The sequence below is a fragment of the Methanofollis sp. W23 genome, from assembly GCF_017875325.1.
Classification (GTDB): domain Archaea; phylum Halobacteriota; class Methanomicrobia; order Methanomicrobiales; family Methanofollaceae; genus Methanofollis.
In genome coordinates this window covers 305,033-322,957 of the sequence record NZ_JAGGMN010000001.1, presented here as the reverse complement: position 1 = coordinate 322,957, position 17,925 = coordinate 305,033, and the positions used below count along the sequence as shown (strand labels likewise).

The following is a 17,925-nucleotide window of genomic DNA, read 5'->3' as shown; positions in this document are numbered from 1 at the left end:
TGTCGACCAGAGCCGAGCATGAGTCAGACTCCGGGCACGCGCAGTCATGAACAGAATTGGTAGAGAGTTGACATTATAGGACTCTGTAGAGAGCCTCACCTCTTCCTGGTGGGAGCCGCGCCCCTGACGCAAGGATATGGGAAGGTATGATGATCCGACGTCCCGCCCTCATCGTAGAGTCTTCCCCGCCGTCTCGCACCGGGGGGGACCCACCCACGACGAAGAGAGGTGGGGGCGGCGATGGAACACGATCCTCTCCAATTCTCCGGTCTTAAAAAAGAATAATCCAGCAACGAAAAATGTTCGTCCAGTATGCGTGAGGCGTGTTCTCGCCTCATGCTCATTCTACACAGCCGATCCTCACCTGCTCTTCAGGCTTGAAAAAGAGAGACCACATGACAAGAAATTTTCATCCCATATGCGTGAACCCAAAGGCTCATGCCAGATTCTACAGAGTCATTACAGGGCACTTCAACAAGAGAACCCTGCATCCAATTCCTATCCTATTATATCTCCTCAGACCAATTCCATGATATGGTACGTGTCCCTGCAGTCATACTCGGTGCAGGCGTGGTCATCGGCGGCGTCCTCATCCTCGCCCAGCACCTCTTTATCGGGGCCTTGCTTATTATCGTTCTTGGAACCCTGGCGATGTGCCTCTATATCATGGAGGAGACCAGAGACCTCCCCGAAGTCTCATGCTATCTCTCTGATGATGCAAAGTCGGTGATCGTCACAAATGGCGGGAACGCTCCGGCAAAGGAAATTCATATCGCCCTTGTCCCGATGAACATCGAGTTCGACATCCCTGAACTCGGCATCGACGAGACCTACACTCATCCACTCTCGTCGATGGCCACCGAACTGAAGGCGGCCGTCTCATATACAAACAGCAGCGGCCAGAGGCACAGCCAGACCGTGCGACTCTCGGCCCTTGATGAGACCGATCCCCTCAAACCGATGTTCCCGATGTTCTCCTGGAAAAAAGAGGACTGAAAAAAATCCCTGGAGATGGGGCCTATAAAAATCCCCTTGATGGACCTCTCTGGCGGGAGTTCGTCGTCCCGCGTCGAAGAGAAGAATCAAGAGGATTTACTCTGAAAATGGTCATGAAGATTATCTCTATAAGTTTTGTAGATACTCTCTCCCTCTCCTATTCTTGCCACCTTCCTACACTTTCTCGCCAGGGGCGAATGCCCCCCCATGAAGAGTGTCGTGGGGTGCCCGTCTTCACGATCATCGCTCTGCCTTCCCATCTCTATCGCCATCCAGGGGGTCCGGGGGCAACGCCCCCGGCGCGGTGGGGAGGGAAGGCATGGTTGGGCAACGAAGAAGGGAAGAGTGCTGGGATGTCCTCCATGAAGATGATCCTGACGATCCTCTCTTCAGGTTTGCATGAGTGTTTGAACTCACCATATCACGTTGGAGCCGACATGCAGAGGATAGAATATATTTCTGATGGATCGGCGGCATGGTGCTCGACTTCGATCCGCTCCTTGAACAAAATAGATGAGGGTCGGAGATCGATCCAGGTCTGAGATGATACTCTGGCCCTGTAGAACCCCTCCCCTCTTGTGTGGGGGAGACGTGTGTCACCCGCCTTCCTACCCCTCTGGCCGGGGACGCCGCCCCCTGCCAGAGAGATTCATCAAGAGGATTTCTCCAAAGCCGATATTTTTTCATCCTGTATGCGTGAGCCCGGAGGTCATGCTCACTTCTACAGAACCAGGAGATGAACAGATCACCCTTTTTTTCTCTGAACTCTCCAGTCATTCTCGTTCTGGGGGTTTGTAGGAGGCTTCACCCATTGTATGTGTGTGGCGCGCCCGGGAGAGCGGAAAAACCAGATCTTCCAGATGTCCTGCCGCGATTAATACAGCCCCCCTTCTTGAAGACAGATAGAGATGATGGCGGGGGGACCGGGCCTGCCTCATCGTCACCTGTCCCGCTCTCCCCCCGCGGTCTCTATATAGGATCAAAGCAAGGGGAGTGCATGCTCTCCGGGATCACTCTCAGGACCGTCAGGGCCTGGGACGCCGAGGAGATCGTCGGGCTCTACCGTGCGGGCGAGTGGTGGAAGGAGGAGTGGACGGCCCACGGGATCCCCCCCCTCATCAAGGGAAGTTTCTGCTTTGTCGTCGCCGTCGACAGGGAACGGGCCGTAGGGATGGGGCGGGCGATCTCGGACGGGTGCTCTGACGCCTATCTCCAGGACATCATCGTCCTCCCCGAGTACAGGGGCTATGGGATCGGGGACGCCATCGTAAAGACTCTGGTCACCTTCTGCACATCCCACGGTCTCACCTGGATCGGGCTCATCGCCCAGCCAGGCACGGTTGCATTTTATCAACGCCACGGGTTTGCCAGGATGACAGGGCACGTCCCGATGCTCCTGAGGGAGGAAGATGATCTCTATTGACGAGTTCAGGCCGGTCACTCCAGGCGACCGGACAGTCTTTGCCGACCTGTACCGCCGCCACCCGCCGGTGCACTCAGACCTGAGCTTCACCACGATGCTCTGCTGGAACCACTATGCCCATTACGAGTATGCCCGCCTCGGCGAGGGGGTCGTGATCATGAGCACGGTCCAGGGGGAACGCTCGTTCCGCGGCCCCATCGGCCCCTCTGACCACGAAGCCCTCGAGGCCGTCCTCGACCTTGCGGCGCGGGAGGGCGGGAAGGTGGCATATTACCTCTTCGACGACGCCACCCTCGACAAGGTGCGCTCGTTGTGCCCCGCCCTTCCCCTCAGCCCAGACCGGGACTTTGCCGACTATGTGTACCGCACAGAAGACCTCGCCGCACTCCATGGCAGAGGCTACCTCACCATCAGAAAACATCTCAACCGTTTCAGGCGCGAGTGTGGCCCTGCGGTCGAGGCGGTCACCCCGCCCCTCCTCGACGAGGTGGTCGAGTTCCTGGAGCGCTGGTGCGAGTGGCGCCATTGCGACGACTCGCCCGTCCTTGCCGAGGAGAAGACCGCCCTGCACTATGCGATCACGCATTTCGAGGACCTCGGACTCGAAGGGATCGCGGTGCGGGTCGAGGACACGATCGCCGGGTGCGCCCTGTACGACCGTCTCAACGAGGAGACGGCGGTGGTCCACTTCGAGAAGGGGCTCCCTGACTGCGAAGGGATCTACAAGGCCGTCAACCAGGAGACCGCCCTGAGCCTGGCCGGGCGCTACCCTTACCTCAACCGCGAGTCAGACCTCGGGATCCCTGGGCTGCGAGAGGCAAAACTGCGCTATCACCCCCATCACATGGCCAGGGTCCATACCGCCCGACGCACCGACCTGGAAAAGAGACATCTATGAATGCGTCGATATGGAGTGGAGCATGACTGAGAGGATATTAGTGGCATACGCGAGCAGGTACGGCTCGACAGAGGAGATTGCCCGGGTCATCGCAGACGAGATCAGGGATCGTGGCTATGAGGTCGACTGCATAAACGTGATGGAGGTCGAGGACGTCACGCCCTACGCCGCCGTCGTCGCCGGCAGCCCGATCTATATGGGCAAGTGGCTCCCTGAGGCGGTCGACCTGGCCAAGCACTTCAGGGTCGAGTTGAACGAGCGTCCGCTCGCCGCCTTTGCAGTCGGGTATTCGATGAAAGAGGAGAGCGACCTGATCAGGAAATCAGCCAGGGCCTCGATGAACGAGTTGCGGATGTACGTTCACCCCCAGACTGAGGGGACCTTTGCCGGGAAGTTCGACCCCGAAGGGATGAGCACGAGCGACCTCCAGATCATGAAGATGGCCAGGGCCGCCCCTGGAGACGCCAGGGACTGGACGGCGATCAGGAACTGGGCCAGGGCCCTGCCCTCGGTCCTCTTCACTCTCGAAGAGCAGGCCTGAAACGTAGACATAACAACTTTGTAGAGCCCCTCCACAGGGTGCGAGGGGATGGCTTCGAAGAGAGGCAATGGATGGCGGCACTCTCGTCATAGTCATCCACTCTGCCTTTCCGGCCCCCTCTTTACCTGGGGGTCGGGGGGCGTTGATTGAACACTATTTTCCTGTTCCTCTGTTGCGATTGAGAGAGAGGGGCACCCATATCTTCTCGCCTGGATTTCTTCGAACGCCTCCGGCTTTCTCACGCTCGCTTCTACCGGGGCCCAGGACCACGATGAGGCAGAGACGGCACTTCGGTTCGACCTACAAATATTTTCATCGCGTATGCGTGAGCGGGGGGTTCATGCCGGATTTTACAAAGCCATAGAACCCAACCTTTATTTTTCGGCATCGCATAGGGCGGACCAGGAGAGAGGGACCGGGCCGGGACTCCAGGTCTCTGAAGCCCAATTACGCTCTCTTTTGATCATGAATACGGGGGGGACGATGATGAGAAGACGATACATGATTATCGCGGTGCTCGTCCTGGTACCTGCAGCATTGCTTGCCATGCAGGCAACTGGGATGGAGGAAGTCGAGCGGCAGGTCACCGACGACGAGGCCGACCAATATATGCCGGCGGTCGAGGGCGACCGCATTGTCTGGACCGACACGCGCAACGGGAACGAGGACATCTATCTCTACAACCTCACGAGCGGGAACCTGACCCGGGTCACCGACGGGCCAGAGAGGCAGTACAGCCCTGTCATCTCCGGGACGCGGGTCGTCTGGGCCGACACCCGCCATGGGAAGGAGGACATCTATCTCTACAACCTCAGAACCGGCGAAGAGACCAGGGTCACCGACGACCCTGGCGTCCAGGGCGACCCTGTGGTCGAGGGTGAGCGGATCGCCTGGGCCGACGTGCGGACCCTCAATGTCAATGTCCATCTCTTCGACCTGCGCATGGGCAACGAGACGCCGGTCACCGAGAGCATTCCTTTCCAGGGGTATCCTGCACTCTCCGGCGACCGGGTCGTCTGGACCGACACCAGGTACTGGAACGCCGACATCTATCTTGGCAACCTCACCACCGGGGAGGAGACCAGACTCACCATCAACGAGGCCGATCAGTACGAGGCGGCATTTGACGGCGACCTCATCGTCTGGACCGACACGAGAAACGAGAACCGCGACATCTATCTCTACGACCTCGCCACCGGCGAGGAGGAGCAGGTCACCGACGACGAGGCCGACCAGTACGAACCGGCGATCAGCGGCGAGCGCATCGTCTGGACCGACGAGAGGAATGGGAACCGCGACGTCTACCTCTATGACCTCGGAACTGGAGAGGAGGAGCAGGTCACCGACGACAAGGCCGACCAGTACGAACCGGCGATCAGCGGCGACCTCATCGTCTGGACCGACGAGAGGAATGGAAACCGCGACGTCTACCTCTACGACCTCTCTGAACACGCGAGCACCTGAAGAAATGGCTCTGTAGAACCCCTCGCCTATTCCTGGTGTGAGCATGACTCACCCACCTTTCCACCTCTTCGTGCCGGGGGCCCTGCCCCCGGATGATGATAGGGCCGGGGAAGGCATATTCGACTTCCCTGAAGAAAGACTGCCGTCCACGACCTCGTGAGGTGGGGGGGTTGGGGGGGGCGAGCGCCAGCGAGCTTGAGATAATTTCCAATTTTCGAACGGCCAGGCCCCCCGCCAGAGAGAGATCCAGAGGGTTTCTACAGAGCCGATCTTCGAGATGCGAGTGATAACAAGCAGGAGGATACGCAGGTGTTCCGAGTCACCCCCCAGTGCAAGATGGCGGTGAAAACCTGCGATGGGAGCGGCCGCCTGATCATCACGCCTTCCCCTATCTTCCCTGAAAATCAAAGATTTTCTCGAACTCATTATCATTCGCTACCCCCTGACCCCAGGATGAAGATAGGAGGAGGCCGTATCTTTCTAAAAGATATCAGTCATGAGAGAACCTGGTGTGATCAAATCCTCATGCAAAATCTTCGGGATCATTTGGATCTAAACCCTTGCCTGGCGGGTTCTCTCCATCATCATCCGTCACTATCTTCTCCCCAGGGAGGACCGGAGATTCTGGTATGATCTCCAGAGAAAATGGTTCAGGAGAACCCATTCCCAATTCCTGGTTGAACATGACGCACCTGCCTCCCCGCACCTTCGTGCCTGGGGCTCTCCTGAGGTCAGAGATCTTCTTATGCTCCTTTCAGTCGCACCGCAAAGACCTCCGGGCCCTCTCAAACGTGCTCTCACCCGTTTCCCAGGGATGAAGATTGAGCCGGGAAGGCAGGTGTGAGTTGAGCAAACAGAACCCGAACAATCGTGCCACCCCGCCTTTCCTCGCATGGAAGGTTCCGGGAGGTCTCTCACCGGTGCGAGAGTACAGCGAAGTGATTCTCCACGCCCTAAACGCCCAAAAATAGAGAGGAGGGGTCACTCCTCTTCATGGGCATGCGGTGTGCCCCCCACCGCCACCGCGGCCACCGGGCAGCCGTCCGGCTCACGCCTGACAATCACCGGTTGCTCGGCAAGTTCGGGCCATTTCAGGACATTGCCGTCGGTATCCCTGAGCGGCACCGGCGGGTGGGAGGTCTGGGTCAGGACCGAGACGACAACCATCGCCACCCCTGCCACCGCCGTCGGGACAAAGGTGAAAAAGACCGTCCACTCGTTGTCGGGCGGGACAAGCGTGAACGCCCCCTCCTGAAGAGAGAGGGCGGCGATCCCGACAAGGGTGGTGACGAACCCGCCAAGCATCGAGGCGATCGCCCCGGGTGCGTTCGCCCGCTTCCAGAAGAGCCCGCAGACCACCGTCCAGAAGAGACAGGCAAAAAGGAGTGTGAACCCGAAGATCATCAGGTCATAGACTCCCGTAGCGGTGAAACTGATCCCGATACAGAGCAGACCGATGGCGACGACCAGGAGCCTGGTGATCCGCAGCACCCTCCGCTCCTGGTGCCTGCGGTCCGAGACCGCCCCGTGGATGAAGTTGGTCGAGATGACCGCCGCCGCGGCAAAGATCGCCGAACTCGCCGTGGACATGATCGCCGCCACCAGCGAGCCGACAAAGAGGGCCATCATCCAGGGGGAAAGAAGGGTCTTGGCAAGGTAGGGGACGATCAGTTCGGGGTCCTGCGCCAGGAGCGCCCCGTCGATGAGCCCGGTGTTCACCATCACGATCCCGACCAGGCCAAGGACGATGGGGCCGAGGCCCGCGACCCAGTACAGTCCGGTCCCGAAGAGAAGTCCCTGCCTGGCCGCTTTATCGTCCCGTGCACAGAAGACCCGCTGCGAGATGTCCAGAGAGGCAAGGCTCCCAAGACCCATCCCGCACCAGGCCGCAAACCAGGCCATGATCCCGGTGAGGGTCCACCCGATCCCGCTCGGCGAGGCGTCGTCAGGGAGGACCGACCAGAAGTCCTCGGGAGTGTTGGCCGCAAGGGCGTCGAGCCCACCGACATAGGAGATGCCGGTCGGGATGAGGATGGCAAGCCCGAGGAGGATCAGGACCATCTGAATGTTGTCGGTGATGATCACCGCGAGCATCCCGCCAAGATAGGTGTAGATGATCACGATCAGCCCGGCAAAGACCGCGCTCTCCATGGCCGGGAGGCCGATGAGGACGTTGAGGATCTTGCCGATGGCCAGGATCTGGACCGAGGTCCAGAAGATAAGGGTGGGCAGGGAGAGGACGGAGGCGACAAGCGAGCCCTTCATCCCGTACCTGAGATAGTACATCTCCCCCAGCGAGGCGATCTTCATCTTCCGCAAGATGGTGACGAAGAACGCCGCCATCAGGAGAAGCGTGATACCCGAGGCCCAGGGGTCGGCGATGGTGGCAAGGAGATGCCCATCGTACGCCGCACCGGCCCCACCAAGAAGGGTGCCCCCGCCCCAGAAGGTGGCAAAAAGGGTGCCCCCAATCAGGAGAGGACCGACATTCCGGTTTGCAACCAGGTAACCCTTCGAGGTCTCGACCGCACCCCGGCGCTGGACAAAAAAGCCTATTGCAAGCATCAGGGCGAGGTACAGCAGGATAATCAGGAGTTCTATGCTCATCAGGCGACCACTACTATTTTCCCGGAGGTTTTTTGAGAATTTCGGATGGGGACGTCAGAGCAAAAAAGAGATCTCCACACTCAAACCCAGGAAAAGAGGGCGTCAGGGTGGATTCACAAGAGTATGAGAGATGTGTAGAAACTCGAAATCGGGGGCGTGCGCGCACCGCCGGACGCACCTTCGGGCATAGAATGGGTACGGGGGACGGCCACCAGGGGGACGTGCCGCAGGGTCACGTCCCCCTGGCATGACTCCATACCGCGGTCAGAGGTGTGAGGACAGGGTCAACGACCCATGTTCGTTCAGCCTGGGCCGGGGATGAAGAGGGCAAGAAGGAGCACTTCTCCACCGGTGGCACAGACTCGATGGTCGACACCAGGCGGTGTCACAAAGGAGGCGCCTGTGGTGAAGGGAATCTCATGTTCCTCAAAGAAGAAGGATCCCTCTCCTGCCAGGACACCGTTCCATTCCCACTCGTCCGGGTGGGCGTGGACACCGACCTCGCACCCCTCATCGACCCTGACCAGATGATACCCGAACGCTTCACCGGTATCACTCTTTGTCATGAGGTCTTTGAGAGCGACCCCTGGCCATGCAGGGTGCTCGATCCAGGACACGTCCCTGGAGACGACCGTTCCGGTCGGGGTGAAGGTGGCGCCGTTCGCGAAGGCCTCGCCATGATCTGGTTTTTCCATGGGATTCACCTGATCTCATTCAGATTAAAAAAGAAGAGAGACCAGGAGGTCAGTCCTTGACCGCGGGGATGACCTCCTTGAAGACGTCGATGCCGAAGTTCACGTCCGGGCTGGAGTTGCCAAGACAGAAATGATTAATTCCAGCCGCCTTGAAACGCTCGATCTCTTTGATCATCCCTTCTGCGTCGGTCGCGCACATGTAGTTCTCTTTGATGACGTCGGAGTGGACAAGATTGGCGTGGAGCTGGACTTCCTTCGGGCTATAGACCTTGTACTTGAACATGGAAGGGACAAGACACCCTGCCCAGAACCGGTTGCCCTCGACGGCTTTGTCATAGTCGGGATCGACCGAGTACCAGATGAGCATGGCGTGCTCCATCTTAGACGGATCTTTCCCGGCCTCACGGGCTCCTTCCTCAAATTTCGGGATGGTGACGTCCTTGAGGGTATTGGTATCGGCGGCGACGGTCATGAGGTGGTCCCCATACTTCCCAGCAAGTTTCGCACCCTTGGGGCCCATGCCACTGAAGTAGAGGGGAACCTCATCGTCTGGTTTGGTGTACAGGAAAGCCTTGTCGAGCGTGAAGTGGTCGCCTTTGAAGGTGACCGGGGTGTCGCTCTCCCAGAGTTTTCGCATCACTTCGACGGCTTCAACAGTCATCTCCTGCCGCTCCGGGACTGTCGGCCACTCGCCGGTGACCGGCACTTCGTTCATCGCCTCGCCCGCACCGACAGCCACGCCGACCCGACCAGGGTACATCTGGCGGAGGGTGGCAAAAGTCTGGGCCACAATCGCCGGGTTATACCGCATGATCGGGCAGGTGATACAGGTGGAGAAGAAGATATCCTTGGTTGCCTGGAGGGCGGCCCCCATCCACGCCCATGCCTGGGCGGACTGCGCGTTGTCATGGTACCAGGGGTGGAAGTGATCGTCTGCCCAGATCGAATCAAAACCTACTTTTTCTGCTCGTACCGACTGTTCAAGGGCATCCATGGGCCTATACTGCTCAAGAGATGCAAAGTAGCCAATTTTTGTTTCCATAATCTAGACCTCCAACAGATCACGTTCAGGTCTCCAGATATGGGATAGGAAAGATCAAACCCAAATTTTGATACCTCATAAGGGGTAAGATCGTGGGTGGTGTAGAACTGGCCACGGCTCTCCTGCATCACCACATGCATAGAGGGAGGGACACAGCCATTCTATCCCATATATGGCTCTTTACGATCTGTTTTGATGTGGACATGACATCCACACAGGGAACTCTCTGTGCGCCTATATATATCATCCCATTATTGATCGACAATACGCCATCTGTCTGATCCCTCCTGGTACCCGGCACAGTTCCCCTCATGCGCTATGCCCACTCGAAAAGATATGATCTCCCAGGGGATCTTTAGAATGAGGCGATTGCCGACGATCAGGAGGCAGTGGCCATGCCCCAGCATTGACGAACAATAAGAGGAATGATTATATATCGCAATAATTTTCCACTCTACAAACATCACACGGGTGTACCCGTGAAGCGACTTTCTCTCGAACCTCCTCAGAGACATCGACCATAAATGAGGCGATCTCTCCAGATGGGAGTTTGAAGATATAGTGCGAGAGCCAGGGCGAATCTTTCCCTCTCCTGTACTGAAGGGGGGAAAGGAACTCAGGCACCTCCGTCTTCAACACCCTCACCAGGGCGTCGTGCACCTCGGGGTCAGGGAGATCGGGAAATTCTTCAAAGAGTTTCTTCCCAATCAGATCCTTTTTCTCAACCCCGAGGATGGTCTCGGTCGCCCTGTTGATATCTTTGAAGAGGTAATCCCTGCCGTCCTCGATCGGTTCATAGATCAGGACGCCGTTGCACGCATTCTCAAAGAACGACCGGTATCTGATCTCCTTGAAGGTGAGGTCTATCTCAGACAATTTTTCTGAGGTGATGTCCCTGAACAGGATCGCGAACTCACGAGGGGTGCCGCCTCCTTCGGTCAGGAGTGGTGCAAAAACCACATAAAAATATGCAATCCCCGACTTCGTCGTCGGGAGCAGGTCCTCATGGCGTAACCGATCGAAGTCGCAGGCCAATTCGGTCTCCGCCACCTTCCCCGCACCGACCAGGTCGAGCAATTTTTTCCGATAACAGGAGATATCGAAAATGGACTGATTTTTCAGTTCTTGAAAGTTCCTGAGTCCAAGGATATGGAGAGACGCCTTGTTCGCATTGAGGATGGTGCCGTCGTCCCCAAAGAAGACAATCCCGCTCGGGACAGTCTCAAAAATTGTCCTGATCTTCGTCTCACTATTTTTCAGGGCGACCTCGGTCTTCTTCCACTCGGTCACGTCCCGCAACGTGATCATGATCCCCTGGTCCCCGACCTGAGAGATGATCGGGGCGAACTCGATGAAATATAGTTGTCTGGTTTTCTCGTCGATGTACTGCATCTCAGTGATAAAGGTGTCCCGGTGCCGTAACCTCTCAATGTTTTTCCTGATGGACTGGTCGTCAAAGAGGCCCAGTCCCAGATCATAGAGACAGTTTCCAACAATGTTTCGCCCTTTATTGAGCTCGAAAAAGGTGATAAAACTCTTGTTGACCGTGACGACATGCAGACTGGTGTCCAGGATCACAATAGCAAAGGAGAGGCGGTCAAGGAGGTCGGAATAAAAAATCTGCTTTGATGAGGTGAACAACTTCGACCTCCCAAAGGGTTCCATTGTCACATACCCCTTTGACAGAAGAATTTCAAGATATTTGGAGACCGAACCGCGGTTCATCTCGAGTTCTCTGGCAATGGCGGATATGGACATCTTCCGCGGGTGTTGCCTCTTCAGGAATTCGAGGATGATCTGAAATCGGTCCTGAAATTCATCGTTCTGGTAGGGATTCATGGGGGGTGACCAATTGATCCATTCACGTATGAGAAATAAAAGAGATCGTTTTTTGGCTCTGGAAAAGCCTTTCGATCGGACTTTGTAGGATCCAGCGTGAACCTGGGCTCAAGCATACGCGATGAAAACTTCCCGTTGCTTGATCACTCATTTATAAGATAGGAGAATCGATGTGGATCCTGTTCCATCGCCGACCCTGCCTATCCTCGGTCATGGGGGGGGCGGCGATGGCCTGTGTTCCTGTCCATTGTTTCGTCTTGAGGAGCGTGATGATCAAAGGTCTCGACAGGTCCCCTGAGACTCCCCACGACCGAGGAGAAGTGGGGGCGACAGACCGATCGGGATCAGGGCCGAATGATCCTCTCTCTTGATGAAGAACAGTCAGGAATATTATCCAGAAGATGATCAGGCGTGAAAGGATCGATCTTTGATCCATCTCCTTGTGACAGGGCAACGCCTCTGGCATGAAAATAGAGAGAGGTACACCGATCCGATGGGGTCCCCCCTCTCACCAGGCCCCGCCCAGCACCAGGTACAGCGCCCCCACCGCCACCGCCATATGGAGGAGCGCAAAGACCGGCACCAACTTGAACTTCATCTTCTGCGTCTTGTGCCGGTAGTGCTGCATCGCCCACCAGGCCCCGAACGGTCCCAGGAACGAGAATGCAACAAGCATATCCTCAGAAGTCCGCCACCTGCCGTCGATCGCCTTCTTCTTGTCGCTCCAGAAGAGATACGCGGTGTAGAGATTGAGGAGCACAAAGAGTATGAAGACCAGACCGACACCCTCTATCATCACCATCTCTCCTCACGCAAAGTCGAAGAGCGTCGTCCTCGAAGGGTCGACATCGGTCCAGGTCCATCCCAGTGGTTCGATGATCCGGGCGATCGGTTGCTTGATCGTCTTCTCGAGCATCGTCTCCCAGTCGACGACAAACTCGGGGGGCACCTGGTCGGCGTACTCAAAGGCGACCACGTCGGTCTGCGGGTACTTCCCGGTCACCTGTTTGATATAGATCCGTTTGGGCTTGCTTCCCCGCTTGAAGTCGGTGCCAAGATAGGTGTTCGAGTAGATCGCCCCCCTGATATGGGCGTCCTTTATCTCGTAGTCCTCAAGAGCCTTCCCGATCCCGCCAGGGATCCCGGCCTCGTCCAGAGAGTACCCCCCCTTGCGGTACGTCCTGATCACCTCGCCGAGATAGGTCTTCACCTCCGCGAGCGGGGCACCCCTGAGGATCATGGCAATCACCTCCTCCTGGACCTTGCGGGTGACCTGCGGGGAGTCGCTGCGCCGCATCTCAAAGCCGACGATGTCGACGGTGTCCGCTTCGACCCCTTCCTTCCAGACCAGGTGGCCGGCGTACCGTTTCTTCTTGCCTGCCTGGAAGAAGCGAGCATAGACCTTCTCGAACTTGATGGAGAAGTAGTTCTGGTCGGCGTTGAGAGTCTCTTTCGCAAATGTCTCATAACTCTCGTTGAGGCGTTTCTCGATCTCGCGGGCCCGCGCGATCGTCTCTTCGAGGGGGGCCTGCGGGAGTTCGACCATGCACGAGTCGGTGTCGCCGTACAGCACCTCGTAGCCCATCGAGGTGATGACGTCGCGCGTGTGTTTGATGATCGCCCGGCCCACCGAGGTGACCGCCGCCCCGATCTCCCGGTCGTACAGCCTGAACCGCGAGTAGCCCGAGACCCCGTAATAGGTGTTCATGATCACCTTGATGACCCCCTGCTGGAGGTCGAGGAGACGGTATTCGGGCGAGCCGTACGGGTGCTCGTTCCGGCGCGCCTTGAATAAATCGCGCTCGGCCATCAGTTCTGAGATGATCGTCCTGGTGAGGCCGTCGGGGTGCCGCCTGAACCGCACGCCATTCGGGGCGACCAGTTCACCGGCCTGGTCCTTCGTCTCAGGCGAGGCGTTGATGGTCATCATCGCCATCGGGTACAGCGACTTAAGGTCCAGGACCACCACGTTCTCCTTCACGCCGAGCGTCGGCTCAAAGACCGTGGCGCCCTCGAACTCGTCGGCCAGGACATGCCCCTTGGAAGGGAGGACAAACCGGTCATGGGCCCTGCGCAGGATGTAGATGTCGATGACATTGGAGGAGTTGAGGGTCCGGTCGAGGGGGACGCCGACATAGCGCGCGATCATCCGGTAGAAATCGACGATGTCGTTCTTCTCATTGATCTTGACGCAGAGTTCGACGTCGGTGCAGTTGTACTCGACGAGCCGTTCGGGGTCGTCCCGCCAGAGGTCGCTGATCGTCCCGGTGTAGCGGACCTTCCGCTCCCCGACCTCGTCGGCGGCGACGGCATCGAGGCGGTACGACTCCTTCTGGCTGGGCTGAAGTTTGCGGTAGGCGGTGAGGAGGTCAAAGACCGTCCTTCCCCGCACGGCCGTCCGCTCGGTCAGGCCAGGGAGCCTGGAGAGGTCGGTCGGCCTGAGCCCGAGGGCGCTCATCCGTTTGACAATGTAGGGGAGGTCGAAGTCGGTGAAGTTCCAGCCCGAGAGGATATCGGGGTCGCGTTCCCTGATATAGGCGACAAAGGCGTGGAGCATCGCTTCTTCGGTCTCGTAAGGGCAGAGAGTGTGGCGGGCGTCGCCTTTCCAGAGGCACCCGTTCGTCTTCTCCCAGGTCTCCGAGAAGGTGGCGGGCGTCCCGTCCGCAAGGTAGAGGAAGGTGGTATAGTCCTGCTCGAAAGAGTCCCAGCAGGTGATGCAGATGATCGCGTCCCGCTCGGTCTCGGGAAAGCCGCGCTCGTCCTCGCACTCGATATCAATGAAACAGAGACGGGCCGGGGCGTCGACCTCGGCCGGCGCCACCTCGGTGTACTCGACGACCTCGGCCAGGACCTCGAGCCCCCCGGTCAGCCCGGCATCGATGAGGTAGCGCGTCGCAAACGGGATGTCGGCCTCGTAGTGGCGACTGAAACGGTCACGAACATTCCGCACGTCAGTCGGTTTGCGGGTATAGAGTCTGGTCAGGGCCTCGCCCTTGATCGAGCGGTACACCTCCTCGTCCTGATCGGTCACCTCATCAGGGAGAGAGGACAGGTCGGCCACCTCCTCGGCTGGGGCATAGAGGTACGGCCTGAACCCGGTCACCTGGATATGGACCGCACGGCCGTCAGGTTCCCGCCCGAAGACGTGGATGACCGGGCCCACACCCGAGAGATTGTATTCCACCTGGTTGATCGCACACCTGATCCCCCCCGCTCCGGCCCCGGCCTCAGCCGGGCCAAAGAGCGTCGCCTGTTTTTCCGTCATTACGCGTCCCTGCAAAGTTTCTTGATGAAGCCGGCAGCCTCGTTCAGTTTTGCCGTCTCCCATTTGTCGAGATCCCACTCGACGATCTCCTCGATCCCCTCGGCCCCAACCCTGGCCGGGAGGCCGATGGAGAGGCCGGAGAGACCATATTCGCCGTCGACGATGCACGAGCACGGGACGACCTCGTCCCGCCGGTCGGAAAGGACCGCATCGGCAAGCCTCGTGATATGGGCCGCAGGACCAAAGGCCGTGCCGCCCTTGCCCTTGATCACCTCCATGCTCGCCCCGCGGAGGGAGGCGAGCACCGCCTCGCGCTTCTCGACCGGCACCTTGGTCCCGAACCTGGAGAAGACCGGAACCTGATGTTCCCCATGTTCGCCGAGGACCATGGCCGGGGTGTCCGCGATCCCCTCCTTTGCAAGCCTGAGGGCGAACCTGGCGCTGTCGAGCTGGCCGCCGAACCCGACGCACCTGGAAGGCTCCAGGTCAAGACAGCCGGAGAAGAGATAGTTGTTCACGTCCATGGGGTTGGTGACCGTGATCAGGACGCCCCCGAACCCCTTCAACGCCCGGCAGCAGTCGTCGAGGACCGGGAGGTTGACGGTAAGGAGGTCGGCCCTGGTCTTCACGTCAGGGGTGCGGGGCCGTCCTGCGGTGAAGACACAGACGTCTGCGTCCCTCAGGCGGGCGGGATCGGTCTCGATGGTAACATCATAGGCGGCATGACTGATATCAAGAACCTGCGCGCGTTCAAGAGGCTTGACGGCGTCGCAGAGTATGAGCTCGTCCGCAAGCCCCAATGCTGCGGCGAGAAATGCGACTTCACCCCCGACCCGGCCGGTTCCGATCACTGCGAGGCTGCTCATATGATCTCTTCTATGGGTATGCTAATAATAAATAACCACAATCTCTTCTGGATGATTACCCTCCAACCTGGCGAAATAACGGTCGGCGGGGTCGCTCTTCACAACCATCTCCTCCTCGCGGCCGGAGTGCTCGGGACGACCGGTGCGTCCCTCAAACGGATGCTCAGGCTCGGGGCGGGCGGCGTGGTGACCAAGTCCATCGGCCCAGAACCAAACCCCGGGCACCACGGTCCCTGCCTGGTCAGGACCGAGGGCGGGCTGCTCAACGCGATGGGGCTGCCAAACCCCTCAAAGGAGTTTGTGGATGAGATCGAACCCCTCAAGGACGATCCTGTGGTCGTGAGCATCTATGGCAAGGACCCGGACGACTTCAAGGAGGTCGCCGGATGGTTTGCCGGGACAGGAACGGCCCGCGGCTTTGAACTGAATGTGAGCTGCCCGCATGCCGCCGGCTATGGGGCGGCGATCGGGACCGACCCTGAGATGGTGCTCGAGTGCACGCGGGCGGTGGCCTCCCATGGCCTGCCGGTCTGGGTGAAACTCACCCCAAATGTCACCGACATCACCACCATCGGCCTGGCCGCCGAGAAGGGCGGGGCGAGCGCGATCGTGGCGGTCAACACCGTGCGCGCGATGCGGATCTCCACCGAGATGCGCCGCCCGGTCCTGGGATACCGGAGCGGCGGGCTTTCTGGCAAGGCGATCTTCCCGATCGCAGTGAAGTGCGTCTGGGACCTCTACGAGGCCTGCTCGGTCCCGATCATCGGGTGCGGCGGGGTGTCGACGGCTGAGGACGTCGTCGAGATGATGATGGCCGGCGCGCAGGCCGTCGAGGTCGGAAGCGCGGTCGTCGACGATGTGCGGGTCTTCGAGCAGATCGCACGCGGGCTGTACTCCGGCGACGGGGTGGCGGCCGAGGAGATCGTGGGGGCGGCGCACCATGTCTGACCTCCCGATGCTCCCGGTGCGGGTGACGGTCAAGGCGGTCGTCGAGGAGACGCCGTCGGTGCGGACCTTCTACTTCGAGCCCGCCATACCCTCCTCACCCGGCCAGTTCGTGATGGTCTGGGTGCCTGGCGTCGACGAGGTGCCGATGGCTCTCTCCTCGGCGACCTCGATCACGGTCCAGCAGGTCGGCGACGCCACGACGGCGATATTTGGGCTCAAGCCCGGCGACTCCCTCGGGATCCGCGGCCCGCTCGGGAACGGGTTCACGGTGAGCGGCAAGACCCTGGCCATCGGCGGCGGGGTCGGGGCCGCCCCCCTCCTTCACCTTGCGGTGGAGGGGAAGGTGAGCACCTTCCTCCTGGGGGCGCGGACCGCCGACGAACTCCTCTTCGCCCCGGTGATCAACGCCTCCTCCAACCTGAAGATCGCCACCGACGACGGCACGGCCGGCCACCACGGGGTGGTCACCGACCTGATGGACGAGATCGACCTGGAGGACTACGACCACATATGCGTCTGCGGCCCCGAGATCATGATGCTCAAGGTGCTCGAACGTCTCCATGCCGCCGGCGTCGCCGACCGCGGCCAGTTCTCGCTCCACCGCTACATGAAGTGCGGGATCGGGGTCTGCGGTTCGTGCGCCACCGACCCCCACGGCCTGCGGGTCTGCCGGGACGGTCCGGTCTTCACCGGCGCCGACCTCCTGGAGTCTGAGTTCGGGCGCTATGCACGGGACGCCACCGGCAGCAAGGTCGTCTTCCCGTGGGCGAAGAAAACAGAAGAGTGAGCAGTACTTCCTTTTTTTATTTTTGAGCGCGGTGGGGTAGAGCGGAGCGGTTGTCTTCGATCTCTCGCTTCCCCCTCTATCGCCATCCGGCGAGGGTTCGGGAGACCTGAACCCTCGTATTGTGGGGATAGGAGCGGGACGGTTCATCGTTGAAGAGAGAAGGAACAAGACCGCTCATGATCTGCCATTCTGCGGTCCCACGCCAATCGCCATCAGGGCGGGGTTCAGGGGGCCGGGGCCCACCGAACAACCCCCTTTACCTCAAGATGAAGGGCAAAAGACAAACCGGAAGAGCAAGAAGAGCATCCTCTCGGCTTCATCATTTTGCTATCCTTGCCTATCGCTGGCGGCGAGGGTTCGGGAGACCCGAACCCTCGTATCATGAGGATAGAAGGGGGACAGCAAACAGAAGATAAGAGAGGAACTCTCCTCACTCCCGATCTACCGATCGATGATCTCCGTCTATCGCCACCAGCGGGGGTTCGGGAGACCCGGACCCCCATATCATAAGGATAGGAGTGGGCGGCACTCGCCCCCGACGAGAAGATGAGGGA

15 protein-coding genes are annotated in these 17,925 nt (G+C 59.2%); 7 read left to right on the top strand and 8 right to left on the bottom strand.

The genetic code is table 11. The features are described 5' to 3' along the window. Window positions 1–534: 534 nt before the first annotated feature. From J2129_RS01340 to J2129_RS01320, 5 genes are all read left to right on the top strand, one after another. Window positions 535–996 carry a hypothetical protein gene (locus tag J2129_RS01340; protein ID WP_209628883.1) on the top strand — a complete coding sequence of 154 codons (462 nt, stop codon included), beginning with the start codon at window positions 535–537 and terminating at the stop codon, window positions 994–996. Between the two features lie 997 nt (window positions 997–1,993). Further along, entirely contained in the window at window positions 1,994–2,419 is a 426-nt protein-coding gene (locus J2129_RS01335) for a GNAT family N-acetyltransferase (RefSeq protein WP_209628881.1), read from the top strand. Continuing rightward, window positions 2,406–3,317, top strand: coding sequence for a phosphatidylglycerol lysyltransferase domain-containing protein (locus J2129_RS01330; protein ID WP_209628879.1), 912 nt, complete (start codon window positions 2,406–2,408; stop codon window positions 3,315–3,317). Before J2129_RS01335 ends, J2129_RS01330 begins: the two co-directional genes overlap by 14 nt. A 22-nt stretch (window positions 3,318–3,339) precedes the next feature. After that, window positions 3,340–3,858, top strand: coding sequence for a flavodoxin domain-containing protein (locus J2129_RS01325; protein ID WP_209628877.1), 519 nt, complete (start codon window positions 3,340–3,342; stop codon window positions 3,856–3,858). Between the two features lie 483 nt (window positions 3,859–4,341). Beyond that, entirely contained in the window at window positions 4,342–5,322 is a 981-nt protein-coding gene (locus J2129_RS01320) for a hypothetical protein (protein WP_209628875.1), read from the top strand. Window positions 5,323–5,845: 523 nt separating this feature from the next. On the opposite strand, the gene J2129_RS01315 is transcribed toward J2129_RS01320, so the two are convergent. From J2129_RS01315 to J2129_RS01280, 8 genes are all read right to left on the bottom strand, one after another. Beyond that, complete coding sequence (locus tag J2129_RS01315; RefSeq protein WP_209628873.1) at window positions 5,846–6,007, bottom strand: hypothetical protein; 162 nt, start codon at window positions 6,005–6,007, stop codon at window positions 5,846–5,848. A 296-nt stretch (window positions 6,008–6,303) separates the two neighbouring features. Further along, entirely contained in the window at window positions 6,304–7,929 is a 1,626-nt protein-coding gene (locus tag J2129_RS01310; RefSeq protein WP_209628872.1) for a hypothetical protein, read from the bottom strand. 302 nt (window positions 7,930–8,231) lie between these two features. After that, entirely contained in the window at window positions 8,232–8,624 is a 393-nt protein-coding gene (locus J2129_RS01305; RefSeq protein ID WP_209628871.1) for a cupin domain-containing protein, read from the bottom strand. A 49-nt stretch (window positions 8,625–8,673) separates the two neighbouring features. After that, window positions 8,674–9,666 (bottom strand): TIGR03557 family F420-dependent LLM class oxidoreductase, encoded by a 993-nt coding sequence (locus tag J2129_RS01300; protein WP_209628870.1) that lies wholly within the window; start codon window positions 9,664–9,666, stop codon window positions 8,674–8,676. A gap of 429 nt (window positions 9,667–10,095) precedes the next feature. Beyond that, window positions 10,096–11,505 (bottom strand): PAS domain-containing protein, encoded by a 1,410-nt coding sequence (locus J2129_RS01295; RefSeq protein WP_209628869.1) that lies wholly within the window; start codon window positions 11,503–11,505, stop codon window positions 10,096–10,098. A 508-nt stretch (window positions 11,506–12,013) separates the two neighbouring features. Next, window positions 12,014–12,301: a DUF1294 domain-containing protein gene (locus J2129_RS01290; RefSeq protein ID WP_209628868.1), complete on the bottom strand. Its 288-nt coding sequence runs from the start codon at window positions 12,299–12,301 to the stop codon at window positions 12,014–12,016. A gap of 12 nt (window positions 12,302–12,313) precedes the next feature. Beyond that, window positions 12,314–14,770 (bottom strand): DNA-directed DNA polymerase, encoded by a 2,457-nt coding sequence (locus tag J2129_RS01285; RefSeq protein WP_209628867.1) that lies wholly within the window; start codon window positions 14,768–14,770, stop codon window positions 12,314–12,316. Beyond that, the gene (locus J2129_RS01280; protein WP_209628864.1) at window positions 14,770–15,636 is read right to left on the bottom strand and encodes a lactate dehydrogenase; all 867 of its coding nucleotides are present in this window, start codon (window positions 15,634–15,636) and stop codon (window positions 14,770–14,772) included. The genes J2129_RS01285 and J2129_RS01280 overlap by 1 nt, the downstream gene beginning before the upstream one ends. Window positions 15,637–15,687: 51 nt before the next feature. Here J2129_RS01280 and J2129_RS01275 point away from each other — a divergent pair, with 51 nt between their 5' ends. Continuing rightward, window positions 15,688–16,584: a dihydroorotate dehydrogenase gene (locus J2129_RS01275; RefSeq protein WP_209631213.1), complete on the top strand. Its 897-nt coding sequence runs from the start codon at window positions 15,688–15,690 to the stop codon at window positions 16,582–16,584. After that, window positions 16,577–17,371: a dihydroorotate dehydrogenase electron transfer subunit gene (locus tag J2129_RS01270; RefSeq protein WP_209628862.1), complete on the top strand. Its 795-nt coding sequence runs from the start codon at window positions 16,577–16,579 to the stop codon at window positions 17,369–17,371. Before J2129_RS01275 ends, J2129_RS01270 begins: the two co-directional genes overlap by 8 nt. The last annotated feature ends 554 nt before the right edge of the window (window positions 17,372–17,925 follow it).